At 61.5% G+C, this 13,858-nt stretch carries 7 protein-coding genes and 1 pseudogene; all 8 read left to right on the top strand.

Annotated elements, in window-relative coordinates; genetic code table 11:
• Positions 1-10: 10 nt before the first annotated feature.
• The 8 genes and pseudogenes from G5575_RS10960 (at position 11) to G5575_RS10925 (ending at position 13,858) form a co-directional block, all read left to right on the top strand.
• A complete protein-coding gene (locus tag G5575_RS10960) occupies positions 11-1,855 on the top strand; it encodes a monovalent cation:proton antiporter-2 (CPA2) family protein (protein ID WP_164534344.1) in 1,845 nt (614 codons plus the stop codon).
• Positions 1,856-1,941: 86 nt separating this feature from the next.
• The gene (locus tag G5575_RS10955) at positions 1,942-4,413 is read left to right on the top strand and encodes a glycogen/starch/alpha-glucan phosphorylase (RefSeq protein ID WP_164534343.1); all 2,472 of its coding nucleotides are present in this window, start codon (positions 1,942-1,944) and stop codon (positions 4,411-4,413) included.
• A 103-nt stretch (positions 4,414-4,516) separates the two neighbouring features.
• Positions 4,517-6,764, top strand: a pseudogene (gene glgB / locus G5575_RS10950) (1,4-alpha-glucan branching protein GlgB).
• Between the two features lies 1 nt (position 6,765).
• Positions 6,766-8,037, top strand: a complete 1,272-nt coding sequence (glgC, locus tag G5575_RS10945) for a glucose-1-phosphate adenylyltransferase (protein ID WP_164534342.1) — start codon at positions 6,766-6,768, stop codon at positions 8,035-8,037.
• On the top strand, positions 8,037-9,497 hold the full coding sequence (glgA, locus tag G5575_RS10940) for a glycogen synthase GlgA (protein WP_164534746.1): 1,461 nt from the start codon (positions 8,037-8,039) through the stop codon (positions 9,495-9,497). Before glgC ends, glgA begins: the two co-directional genes overlap by 1 nt.
• Positions 9,478-11,112 carry an alpha-D-glucose phosphate-specific phosphoglucomutase gene (locus G5575_RS10935; protein ID WP_164534341.1) on the top strand — a complete coding sequence of 545 codons (1,635 nt, stop codon included), beginning with the start codon at positions 9,478-9,480 and terminating at the stop codon, positions 11,110-11,112. The genes glgA and G5575_RS10935 overlap by 20 nt, the downstream gene beginning before the upstream one ends.
• Positions 11,113-11,123: 11 nt before the next feature.
• Positions 11,124-13,133, top strand: coding sequence for a glycogen debranching protein GlgX (gene glgX, locus G5575_RS10930; protein WP_164534745.1), 2,010 nt, complete (start codon positions 11,124-11,126; stop codon positions 13,131-13,133).
• On the top strand, positions 13,130-13,858 hold the full coding sequence (locus G5575_RS10925) for a metallophosphoesterase (protein ID WP_164534340.1): 729 nt from the start codon (positions 13,130-13,132) through the stop codon (positions 13,856-13,858). The genes glgX and G5575_RS10925 overlap by 4 nt, the downstream gene beginning before the upstream one ends.

Genomic DNA, 13,858 nt, shown 5'->3' with positions numbered 1-13,858 from the left:
TGGGGTTTCGATGGCGGGCGAAGTAGTTTCCCATGCGGCAGAAGCCGCGCATCATGGCGTGGATCTCGTGCCGATCGTGGCACTTCTGGCAGCCGGCGTCATTGCCGTGCCGCTGTTCAAGCGATTCGGACTTGGGTCGGTCCTGGGCTATCTGGCAGCGGGTTTGATCCTCGGGCCATCGGGCATCGGGCTGATCCGCGATCCGGCAGCGATCCTTGCTGCGGCCGAACTCGGTGTCGTTTTGTTTTTGTTCATCATCGGGCTCGAAATGGAGCCGAGCAGGCTTTGGGCCTTGCGCAAGCAAATCTTCGGGCTCGGGGTGATCCAGGTCGCGGTCTGCGGCGCGCTCCTCACCGGCGTCGGCATGCTGCTTGGTTTCGCACCAGCCGTGGCTTTCGTCTTCGGCATGGGTTTCGTTCTGACTTCCACCGCCATTGTCATGCAGATCCTGGGCGAGCGCGGTGAGCTGACGACGCCGGGCGGGCAGCGTATGGTGTCGATCCTCCTGCTCGAAGACCTCGCTATCGTACCGCTTTTGGCGGTGGTGGCGCTGCTCGCGCCATCGACCGGCGAGGTGGATGTTTGGACGCGGATCCTGGCTGTCGCGGCGGCAATCGGCGCCATCCTGGCGCTGATCTTTGTCGGGCGCCGGATCATGAACCCGTTCTTTGCGCTTCTGGCGCAGGCCAAGGTCCGGGAGGTCATGACAGCGGCGGCGTTGCTGGTCGTGCTTGGCGCGGCGCTCCTGTTCCAGGCGAGCGGGCTCTCCATGGCCATGGGCGCATTTTTGGCAGGCGTGCTGCTCTCGACATCGACCTTCAAGCATCAGCTCGAAGCGGACGTGGAGCCTTTCCGCGGTCTTCTGCTGGGTCTCTTTTTCCTTGCCGTGGGCATGTCGCTTGATCTCGCCGTGGTGGCTGCGAGCTGGCAGATCATCGCGCTCAGTGTCGTTTGCTACATGCTGGTCAAGGCGGGCGCGATCTATGTCATTGCCCGGCTCTTGCGCTCCAGCCATGGCGAGGCGCTGGAGCGGGCGGTGCTGATGGGGCAGGGCGGTGAATTTGCCTTCGTGCTTTACACCACCGCCGCCTCGGCCGGGCTGATCGATGCGCCGACCAATGCGATCTTCACCGCCACGGTGATCATCTCGATGGTGCTGACGCCGTTTGCGATCATCCCGATGCGCATGTTCATGCCCAAGGAAGTGCAGTCCTTCGAGGGGGTGGAGAAGGCCGATGGCCTTTCCGGGCGTGTCCTCATCATCGGCTTCGGCCGCTTCGGACAGATTGCCAGCCAGCCGCTTCTGGCGCTGCGTCATTCGGTGTCGATCATCGACAACGACACCTCGATGATCCGCGCTGCCGCCCAGATCGGCTTCAAGGTCTATTACGGCGATGGCACGCGGCTCGATATCCTCCATGCCGCAGGCGCCGGCTCCGCCGACCTGATCCTCGTCTGCACGAACGACAAGGTGCAGACCACGCGCATCGCCGAACTGTTGCGCGACGAGTTTCCGCTCGCTCGTGTCATGGCCCGTGCTTTTGATCGCGGTCATGCCATTGAGCTGATCCGTGCCGGGGTCGAGTATCAGCATCGCGAGCTTTTTGATTCTGCCATCACCTTCGGCGGCGAAGCGATCCGCATGCTGGGCGCGGACGAGCAGCAGATCGAGGGCGTCATCGATGGCGTGCGTGATCGCGACCGGCAGCGCTTCGAGATGCAGCTCAATGGCGAAGACTGGCGCCAGCTTGGTCAATTGCTGCTCAGCAATGCCCGCGAACAAGCGCGCGAAGGCGGCGTCCGGGTCACCGAAGAGCCAGAACCTGCAGTGCTGGCAGAAGGCAAACCGAACTGACGGGAGGGGGCTTTTCCCTCTCACGTTTGCGTGCCAGAGTGCCCCCGTTCTGAGGGGAACATCGCTTATGTATTTTGGATTGCGACATGCCGCAAAAGCCGATCGTCTACGATGCCCCCACGCCGGAGCCGCGTTCCACAACCGTTGAAGCGCTGCAGGCGGAGATACTTGAACGGCTGATCTATTCGGTCGGCAAGGACCCCATCGTTGCCCGCCCGCATGACTGGCTCAAGGCCACGATCCTTGCCGTGCGTGACCGCGTCATGGACCGGTGGATGGAGAGTTCGCGCGAGACGTGGCGCACCTCCAACAAGCGCGTCTATTACCTTAGCCTTGAGTTCCTCATCGGCCGGCTGATGCGCGATGCGATCAGCAATGTCGGTCTGATGGAGCCGCTCAACCAGGCGCTCAAGAACCTCGATGTCGATCTGGGTGAGCTGATCAATCTCGAACCCGATGCGGCGCTGGGCAATGGTGGCCTCGGGCGGCTGGCTGCGTGTTTCCTTGAATCCATGTCGTCGGTGAAGATCCCGGCCTATGGCTATGGCATTCGCTATGCGCATGGCTTGTTCCGGCAGGAAATGAGCGAGGGCTGGCAGGTGGAATTGCCGGAAGACTGGCTCGCTCACGGCAATCCCTGGGAGTTCGAGCGCCGCGAAAGCGCCTATGAAGTGGGCTTTGGCGGGCATGTCGAGCCGGTCACCGATCCTGACGGGGAAGTGCGGCAGGAGTGGCGGCCCAACGAACATCTGCTTGCGGTTGCCTATGACACGCCAATCGTTGGCTGGCGTGGCGCACGCGTCAACACGCTGCGCCTTTGGAGCGCGCAGCCGATCGACCCCATCCTGCTCGACAAGTTCAATTCCGGCGATCACATCGGCGCCTTGGAAGAAAGCGCCAAAGCCGAAGCGATCACGCGCGTGCTTTATCCTGCCGACTCAACCGCCGCCGGGCAGGAGCTGCGCCTGCGCCAGGAATTCTTCTTCTCCTCGGCCTCGCTCCAGGACATTGTCCGCCGTCACCTCCAGCAATATGGCGATCTCGGCTCCTTGCCCGACAAGGTCGCGATCCAGCTCAACGATACGCATCCCGCGATCTCGATCTGCGAGCTGATGCGCATTCTCGTCGACGACAATGGGCTCAAATGGGCCGATGCCTGGAAGCTCAGCAAAGCGACCTTCGGCTATACCAATCATACGCTGCTGCCCGAGGCGCTCGAAAGCTGGCCGGTCGCGCTGCTGGAGCGGCTTCTGCCGCGGCATATGCAGATCATTTACCAGATCAATGCCGACATCCTGGCGGAGGCGCGCAGCAAGTCCGGCTTCACCGATCAACAGGCGGCTGCCGTGTCGCTGATCGACGAGCATGGCGGGCGCCGGGTGCGCATGGGCCAGCTGGCCTTTGTCGGATCGCACTCGATCAATGGCGTTTCGGCGCTGCATACCGAGCTGATGAAGCAGACGGTTTTTGCCGACCTTCACAAGCTTTATCCGGACCGCATCAACAACAAGACCAATGGCATCACGCCTCGCCGGTGGCTGATGCAGTGCAATCCTGCGCTGACGAAGCTCGTCACCGAGCGGATCGGGCCAGAGTTTCTCGACGATATCGACAAGCTCAAGCTGCTCGCGCCGCATGCGGAAGATCCGGGCTTCCAAAAGCAGTTCGCTGAGGTCAAGCTTGCCAACAAGCAGCGGCTCGCCAAGCTGATCAAGGACCGGATGAACCTCAATGTGTCGCCGGACGCGCTGTTCGACGTGCAGATCAAGCGCATCCACGAATACAAGCGGCAGTTGCTCAACATCATTCACGCCGTGACGCTTTACGACGAAATCCGGGCGCATCCGGAGCGTGAATGGGTGCCGCGGGTCAAGATTTTCGCAGGCAAGGCAGCGCCGAGCTATTGGAACGCCAAGCTGATCATCAAGCTGATCAACGACGTGGCGCGCGTGGTCAACAATGACCCGGCGGTACGCGGGCTTCTGAAAGTGGTGTTCCTGCCCAACTACAATGTCAGTCTGGCCGAAGTCATTGTTCCGGCGGCCGACCTCTCCGAGCAGATTTCGACTGCCGGCATGGAGGCCTCGGGCACCGGCAACATGAAGTTCATGGCCAATGGCGCGGTCACCATCGGCACGATGGACGGCGCGAATGTCGAAATGCATACCGAGGTTGGTGACGACAATATCGTCATCTTCGGCCTGACGACGGAAGAAGTGGAAGAAAAGCGCCGCCGCTCGGAAGTGCCGCGGTCGGCGATCGACACTTCGCCGCGCTTGCGGGAAGCGCTCGACTCGATTGCTTCGGGCGTGTTCTCGCCGGACGATCCCAACCGCTATCGCGACTTGGTCGGCGGGCTTTACGACCACGACTGGTTCATGGTGGCGCGCGACTTCGATGCTTATGCCGCGGCGCAGACCAAGGTCGACAAGCTCTGGCAGGACCGGGCGCGCTGGAATGCCATGGCGATCCGCAACACGGCCAATGTCGGTTTCTTCTCGTCGGACCGGACGATCAGGCAATATGCCAAGGACATCTGGGGCGTGCCGACGACTTGATAAATATCTTCAAGGCGCGGGGAAATTAGCGAACAAGATCAGTCCCCGCGCATTGTAAGTTTTTGCCGGTACCCGTCTTGGTCCGGTCTGGGGGAGTGTCGGCTTGAGCGTAAGCAAGGAAACCTGGCAGGCGGATGGCCGCGAAATCGAAGCCATCGTGGCGGGGCGCCACAGCAATGCTTTCGCATTTTTAGGCCTGCATGAAGTGGGTGGGGCTCAAGTGCTCCGCGCCTTCGTGCCCCATGCCGAAACGCTGCATGCCTTTACGCTCGACGGCGAGCCGCTCGGCCACCTAATCCCCGTCACCCTGCCGGCTTCTTCGAGGCCAAGGTCGAGATCAAGGATCGCCAGCCCATCCGCTACCACGCCAAGAATGCTGGCGGCGAATGGGACGTGTTCGACCCCTATACATTCGGGCCAGTGCTTGGGCCGATGGACGACTATTATATTGGCGAGGGCAGTCACCTCCGGCTTTTCGACAAGCTGGGCGCCCATGAGATGGAGTTCGAGGGCATCCACGGCACCCACTTCGCCGTCTGGGCTCCCAACGCGCAGCGCGTTTCAGTCGTTGGGCCGTTCAACGAATGGGATGGCCGCCGCCACCCGATGCGCAATCGTATGGGCATCTGGGAAGTGTTCATCCCCGTGCTCGGCACCGGCACGATCTATAAGTATGAAATCGTTGGGCCGAACGGGCAGGTGCTGCCGCTCAAGGCCGATCCATATGCGCGCCAGGCCGAATTGCGTCCGCGCAACGCTTCGGTCGTGCCAGATCCGACGCCGTTCATCTGGACGGACCAGAAGTACATGGAAGAGCGGGCCAAGAAGGATTGGCGCCGCACCCCGATGTCCATCTACGAAGTGCACTTGGGCTCCTGGCGCCGTCGCGCCGATGGCGGCTTCATGAGCTACGACCAGCTCGCCGAGCAGCTCGTGCCCTATGCTGCGGACATGGGTTATACGCACCTCGAATTCATGCCGATCTCAGAGCACCCGTTCGATCCGAGCTGGGGCTATCAGCCCACCGGGCTTTTGCGCCAACCGCGCGATTTGGCGATCCGGCGGGTTTTGCCCGGCTGGTGAACGCTGCGCATGAAGCGGGCCTCGGCGTCATCCTCGATTGGGTGCCGGCGCATTTTCCGACCGACGATTTCGGCCTCGCCAATTTCGACGGCACGGCGCTTTACGAGCATGCCGATCCGCGCCAGGGTTTCCACCCTGACTGGAACACGGCGATCTACAATTTCGGTCGCAAGGAAGTCTCTTCATTCCTCACAAACAACGCGATCTATTGGCTGGAAGTCTTTCATATCGATGGGCTTCGCGTCGACGCCGTAGCTTCGATGCTTTACCTCGACTATTCGCGCCAGCCGGGCGAGTGGGTTCCTAATCAGCATGGCGGCAACCAGAACCTTGAGGCGGTCGCCTTCCTGCAGCGGGTCAATTCCGAGGTTTATCGCAACTTCCCTGGCGCCTTCATGATCGCCGAGGAATCCACCTCCTGGCCGGGCGTCAGTTCCCCCGTCTATGCTGGCGGCCTGGGCTTTGGCTTCAAGTGGAACATGGGTTTCATGAACGACACGCTGCGCTACATGAGCCGCGAGTCGATCCATCGACGCTACCACCACAACGACATGACCTTCGGTCTGGTCTATGCGTTCAGCGAGAACTTCGTCCTGCCGCTCAGCCACGATGAAGTGGTGCATGGCAAGGGCGCGCTCCTGACCAAGATGCCGGGTGACGACTGGCAGAAGTTTGCCAGTCTGCGCGCGTATCTTGGGTTTATGTGGGGGCATCCGGGCAAGAAGCTCCTTTTCATGGGCCAGGAATTTGCGCAGCGCGAAGAGTGGTCGGAAGCCCATTCGCTTGATTGGTGGCTACTCGACGCTCCCGCCCACGAGGGCATGCGGCGCCTGGTGGCCGATCTCAACGCTGCCTATCGTAGCCTGCCGGCCTTGCACGAACGCGATTGCGAGCCTGAAGGTTTTGAATGGGTGATCGGCAACGACCACGGCAATTCGGTCACAGCCTGGCTGCGCAAGGCGCCGGGTGCGGATCCGGTGTTGGTCATCTCCAATTTCACGCCCGTGCCGCGCAGCAATTACAAGGTGCCGATGCCCATGGCTGGCACATGGGTGGAACGGGTCAACACCGATGCCGGTTGGTATGCTGGTGGCAATACCGGAAACCAGGGTGTCATCAGGGCTTACGAGGTCGAGGGTCGACACTGGCCAGCTGAGGCAGAACTCTATCTGCCGCCGCTTGCGACATTGTTCCTGAAATTCGAGCCGTCGAAGGGCGGCGAAACCGATACGACCCGGAGCAATCCGGGCATTCTAGGAGGGCTTTAGAATGGCTGATTACCGTGTTCCGTCGCCGCTGGCTCGTGAAGCCATGGCCTATGTGCTTGCCGGTGGACGCGGCACGCGCCTCATGGAGCTGACCGATCGTCGCGCCAAGCCGGCTGTGTATTTCGGCGGCAAGGCGCGCATCATCGACTTTGCGCTGTCGAATGCTATCAACTCGGGCATCCGCCGCATTTCGGTGGCGACGCAATACCAGGCGCATTCGCTGATCCGTCACATGTCGCGCGGCTGGAACTTCCTCCGTCCCGAGCGTAACGAAAGCTTCGACGTCCTCCCGGCGTCGCAGCGCGTGCGTGAGGACATGTGGTATGCCGGCACCGCCGACGCCGTCTACCAGAACATGGACATCATCGAGGATTCGGGCGCCCGCTATATCGTCATTTTGGCGGGCGACCACATTTACAAGATGGACTACGAAATCATGCTGCGCCAGCATGTGGACACCGGCGCCGATGTGACCATTGGCTGCCTCGAAGTGCCCCGCATGGAAGCGGTTGGCTTTGGCGTCATGCATGTGGACGGCCGCGACCGGGTCATCGATTTTGTCGAAAAGCCCAAGGATCCGCCAGGCATTCCGGGCAATCCCGAGATGGCGCTCGCATCGATGGGCATCTATGTCTTCGACACAAAGTTCCTGATGGAGCAGCTCAAGCGCGATGCGGCCACCGAGGGGTCGAACCGCGACTTTGGCAAGGACATCATCCCCTATCTCGTCAAGAACGGCACGGCTTGGGCGCACCGCTTTACCCGCTCTTGCGTACGCTCCAGCAACGAGACGGTGTCCTACTGGCGCGATGTCGGCACGGTCGATGCCTATTGGAAAGCCAATATTGACCTAACCGACATCACGCCGCAGCTTGATCTTTATGATCGGGACTGGCCGATTTGGACCTATGCCGAGATTACGCCGCCGGCCAAGTTCGTGCATGACTATGACGGGCGTCGCGGTTCGGCCGTGAATTCGCTCGTTTCGGGCGATTGCATCATTTCGGGCGGTCACCTGCAGCGCACGCTGCTCTCCACCGGTTCTCGCGTCCATTCCTATTCGGTGCTCGATGAAGCGGTCGTGCTGCCGTATTGCGACATCGGCCGCAATGCCCGGGTGCGCAAGGCGGTGATCGATCGTGGCGTTTCGATCCCCGAGGGCCTGGTTATCGGCGAGGATCCCGAGTTCGACGCCAAGTGGTTCCGTCGCACCGAGGAAGGCGTGACGCTGGTCACCCAAGCGATGGTCAACCGGTATTTGGCCGATCGATGATCGAAGTTCTTTCGGTCACCTCCGAGATCTATCCGCTGATCAAGACCGGCGGGCTGGCCGATGTGGCCGGTGCGCTGCCGGGGGCCTTGGCGTCGACCGGGGTTGCCATGCGCACGCTGGTACCCGGCTACCCGGCGGTGCTCGGGCGGATGGAGGGCGGCCGCGAGGTCGCTCACTTCGACGATCTCTTCGGGGTGACCGGACGTCTGATCGCGGGGCGTGTGGCCGGTCTCGATCTTATCGTGCTCGATGCGCCAGTTTTGTTTGATCGCCCCGGCAATCCCTATATGGGGCCGGAGGGTTGGGACTGGCCGGACAACTGGAAGCGCTTTGCGGCGCTGAGCTGGGTCGCGTCTGAACTTGGCCTGGGCCTGGTCGAGGGCTATCGGCCGCATGTGATCCACGCTCACGACTGGCAGGCGGGCCTCGTCCCGGCCTATGTCAAATTCGGTCCGTCTCCGACGCTCAAGACGGTCATGACCGTCCACAACATGGCGTTCCAGGGCAATTTCGGCTCCGACATTTTCTGGCAGCTTCGCCTGCCCCCGCATGCCTTTTCGGTCTACGGCGTCGAATATTATGGCGGCGTCGGTTATCTTAAATCGGGCGTCGAATGCGCCGACGCGGTCACGACCGTTTCGCCTACCTATGCCGCTGAGATTCGTACGCCCGACTTCGGTTCGGGCCTCGATGGGCTGTTGAACAATCGCGCATCGACCGTCTACGGCATCCTCAACGGCATCGACATGGATGCCTGGAACCCAGCGACCGATACGGCGCTGGCGCAGACCTACACGGCCAGCACGATCCAGAACCGGCAGGTCAACAAGCGCGCCATCCAGGAACAGTTCGGCCTCGAGCCGCTGAACGGGTTGCTTTTCACCGTTATCAGCCGCCTAACCGGTCAAAAGGGTATCGACCTTTTGACAGACAATATCGACTATCTCGTGTCGCTCGGAGGTCAGCTGGCGGTCTTGGGGTCGGGCGAAACGCATTTCGAAAATGCCATACGCGCCGCATCGCAGCGTCATCCCGGCAAGGTCGGCTTGGTCACAGGCTACAATGAAAAGCTCAGCCACCTGCTGCAGGGCGGGGCCGATGTCATCATCGTACCGTCCCGCTTCGAGCCTTGCGGCCTGACCCAGCTTTATGCCCTGCGCTATGGCTGCATCCCGCTTGTTAGCCGCGTGGGCGGCCTCAACGATACCGTGATCGACGCCAACGTCGCCGCCATGCAGGCGGAAGTCGCCACCGGCATCCAGTTTGCGCCGCCGACCGGGCCGGCGCTGGGTGATGCGCTGCGGCGCACTTTCGAACTTTATGCCGACGAACGATCCTGGAAGAAAATGCAGAGGCGCGGGATGAAATCGGATGTGAGCTGGGAAACCAGCGCCGCCCGCTATGCCCAACTCTATGCCTCGCTGACCGGAATGAGCCTCAATGACGACGCAAACGATTAAGACCACGCCATTTTCCGACCAGAAGCCGGGCACATCGGGCCTGCGCAAGCGGGTGACCGTCTACCAGCAGCCCAACTATGTCGAAAACTATATTCAGGCCATCTTTGACAGCCTCGAAGGCTTTGCCGGCCAGACATTGGTGATCGGCGGCGATGGGCGGTTCTACAACGACGTCGCGATCCAAAAAGCCATCCGCATCGCCGCGGCCAATGGCTTTGGCAAGGTGCTGGTGGGGCAGGGCGGGATCCTTTCCACGCCCGCTGCCAGCCACGTCATCCGCCACTACAAGGCCTTTGGCGGCCTCGTGCTTTCCGCAAGCCACAATCCGGGCGGACCGGAAGGCGATTTCGGCATCAAGTACAATATCGGCAATGGCGGGCCGGCACCGGAAAAGATCACCGATGCGGTCTATGCCCGCACCAAGATCATCGACAGTTTCAAGACGCTCGACACTGCGGATATCGACCTCAACGCCATCGGCACCCAGCAGGTCGGAGACATGGTGGTCGAGGTCATCGATCCGGTCAAAGACTATGCGGCGCTGATGCAGACGCTGTTCGACTTCGATGCCATACGGGCGCTTTTCGCCGGTGGCTTCCGCATGACTTTCGACGCCATGGCCGCGGTCACGGGTCCCTACGCCAACGCCATTCTCGAAGACATGCTGGGCGCGCCGAAAGGCACGGTGGTCAACGGAACGCCGTCGCCCACTTTCGACAATGGTCATCCCGATCCCAACCTTGTCTACTGCAAGGATATGCACGACCTACTGATGACGCCGGACGGCCCCGATTTTGGCGCCGCGTCGGATGGTGACGGCGATCGCAATCTGATCATCGGCAAGAACCGCTTCGTCACGCCATCGGACTCGCTGGCGCTCCTTGCCGCCAATGCGCATCTGGCGCCGGGCTACAAGGACGGCATTGCCGGCATTGCCCGCTCGATGCCGACGAGTGCGGCAGCTGATCGCGTGGCTGAAAAGCTCGGCATCGAGATGCACGAGACGCCGACGGGGTGGAAGTTCTTCGGCAATCTTCTCGATGCTGGCCGCGTCACCATTTGCGGCGAGGAAAGCGCCGGTACCGGTTCCAACCATGTCCGCGAGAAAGACGGGCTCTGGGCCGTGCTGCTTTGGCTCAATATTCTGGCCGTGCGCAAGCACGGCGTCGACGAGATCGTGCGCGAGCATTGGCGCACCTATGGCCGCAACTACTATACGCGCCACGACTATGAAGAAGTCGACAGCGCCATCGCCAATCAGCTGATGGACGATCTGCGCGGCAAGCTGGCTTCGCTTCCAGGGCAAACGCTCGGCGATGACATGCAGGTCGCCTATGCCGACGACTTCACCTACCATGACCCGGTGGACGGCTCGACAAGTGCCAAGCAGGGCGTTCGCATCGGCTTTGTCGACGGGTCGCGCATCGTGTTGCGTTTGTCGGGCACGGGCACGGTCGGCGCCACGCTCCGCGTCTATCTTGAACGCTATGAAGCCTCCGATGGCCGTCACGACCTCGACACCCAGGTGGCGCTCGAGCCGCTGATTGCGATTGCCGAGCAACTCGCCGGCATCAAGAGCCGGACTGGCCGGACCGAGCCAAGCGTCATCACCTGATTGGCACCGTGATGCGTCCCGAACTCGTGCCCCAAGCCGGGATCACTGAAGCGCTCGGCGCCTCGGTGACCCCGGAGGGGGTTAACTTTGCCGTTTATTCGGAAAGCGCAACGGCGATCTGGGTGTGCCTGTTCGACGAAACGGATGTCGAACTCGGCCGCTTCGCGCTCGACGTTCATCAGGACAATGTTTGGGCAGGCCTGGTCGCCAATATCGGACCGGGGGCACGCTACGGATTGCGGGCCGACGGGCCCTATGATCCGGACCAGGGGTTTTTCTTCGACCCCAACAAACTCTTGGTGGACCCTTACGCCCGCCAGCTCGATCGGGTTTTCGTTCGTTCGCCACGCCTAGGGCTCGGACGCGAAGAGGCGGTGGATACGGCGTCTCTTGTGCCCAAGGCCATCGTTCAGGCAGCCAACGACGACACGGTAAGGGTGCGGCGCAAGAAGACGCTCGGCCTCTTCTACGAACTCAATGTGCGCGGCTTCACCATGCGCCATCCGGACGCTGCCGATGACCTCCGGGGCACGCTTGGGGCGCTGACCAACCGCAGCTTCATCGACCACTTCAAGCACCTTGGCGCCGATACGGTGCAGCTGATGCCTGTTGCCGGCTGGATCGACGAAGGCCATCTGCCGGCGCTGGGCCTTACCAATGCCTGGGGTTATAACCCCGTGGCCTACTTCGCCCTTGACCCGCGTCTTGCCCTAGGCGGCCCGCAGGACCTGCGCGCGATGACCGAGGCCTATCGCAAGGCAGGCATCGGCGTGATCCTCGACGTCGTCTACAACCACACCGGCGAGAGCGATGCGAAGGGCCCGATCCTCTCGATGAAAGGGCTGGATCCGCAGACCTACTATCGCTTTGTCGATGTCGACGGCAAAAAGCAGCTGGTCAACGATACCGGCACCGGCAACACGCTGCGCTGCGATCATCCGGCCGTGCAGCGCCTCGTGATCGAAAGCCTGCGCTACTACGTGGAGGAGCTCGGCGTTGCCGGCTTCCGGTTCGATCTTGCAACCATTCTCGGCCGCGATCCGGGCTTTAATCCGGAAGCCGAGATGCTGAAGAAGATCAAGGCCGATCCGGTCCTGAGCCAGGTCATTCTTGTCGCCGAGCCGTGGGATCCAGGGCCGGGTGGATACGCCGTGGGCAAGTTTGGGCAGGAGTTTCAGGAGCACAACGACACCTACCGGGACGAAGTGCGCGCCTTCTGGCGAGGCGAGCCGTACAAGATCGGTTCGCTGGCGGGCAAGGTTGCCGGTTCCGCCGAACTCTTCGATTTTGCCGGGCGCAAGCCGAGCCATGGCGTCAACATGCTGGCCGTCCACGACGGCTTCACGCTGCGCGATCTGGTCAGCTACACCGACAAGCGCAATGAGGCCAATGGCGAGAACAACCGCGACGGGCACGGCAACAATCATTCGTGGAATTGCGGCGCCGAGGGCGAGACCGAGGATCAAGGAATTGTCGCTGCGCGCAAGCGCGATGTGCGCGCGCTCCTCGCCACATTGTTTCTGTCTCGCGGAACGCCGCTGATCCAGCAGGGCGACGAAATGTTCCGCACCCAAGGCGGCAACAACAATGCCTATGCGCAGGATAACGACATAACCTGGGTGGATTGGGCCTCGGCCGATGGCGCGCTCGTCGACTTCGTTGCGGCCCTCAACGCTTTCCGCAAGCAGCATCTCGCGATCACGCATGATCATTTCCTTTCCGGCCAGGAGCGGAACGGGATGCGCGACGTGGTCTGGTTGCACCCCGACAATCGCGAGATGCATGAAGGGGACTGGAACGACGCCGGCGGATCGGTATTGGGCATGCACCTGCGCCACAAGGACGATGAAGTTTTGGTCTGGTTCAATCGTCGCATAGAGCCGGTCGTTGCCTATCTGCCGGAAGGGGAATGGATAGTCGGTCTTCAGTCCGATGACGCGGTCGACGTGCCGGTGAGCGACCGCACCGTCGTGCTGCCGCCGCGTTCTGTCGTCGCGCTTATTCGGCCGCAGCAACCATGATCATTGCCCAGCTCAGCGATATTCATGCAGATGGCTCGAACAGTCGGTTCGAGCGGCTCGATCGCGTGCTCGACTGGTTGCGACCACTAAGGCCCGATGCCCTGATCGTCAGTGGCGACTTGTGCGAAGCGCAATTTTTCAAGACCTACCCAGCGGTGCGGCAAAGGCTGGAGACGGTCTTGTGCCCGTTCTTTGTGGTGCCGGGCAATGTGGATGACCATGTTGAGATGCGCTCGGCCTTCGGCGATCTTTATGGCTGGACTTCGGATCGGCCATTGAACGTCATCGGTGGGTTGAATGGCTTCCGGGTCATCGGCATCGATGTGACAGTGGAAGATGCCCATCATGGTGATGCCTTGCCTGTGCTGGACTGGCTCGGGCAGGAGCTTGCTCGGGATCAGGTGCCGACGCTGATTTTCCAGCACCAGCATCCATTTCCCACGGGCATCGACAACAAGGATCGCAATGTCTGCTTTGGTGGCGACGAACTGGCCGCTGTGATCGAAGCTGCCGGCGATACCGTGCTGGGCCTCACCTGTGGTCATGTGCATCGGCCGCTGTTCACCAGTTTTGCAGGGAAGCAGGCAACCATGGCACCGTCGGTTACGCGCGCCAACAAGCTCAGGCTTGATGGCAAGGATAGCGACAATATCGATCCGCCGGGCCTGATGCTGCATCATTTCGCAGAGGGGCGACTGGTCAGCCATGTGGTGGGCGTGGCGTAG

The sequence above is a fragment of the Devosia aurantiaca genome (assembly GCF_011058215.1).
GTDB classification, from domain to species: domain Bacteria; phylum Pseudomonadota; class Alphaproteobacteria; order Rhizobiales; family Devosiaceae; genus Devosia; species Devosia aurantiaca.
This window is presented reverse-complemented; position numbering and strand designations above follow the sequence as displayed.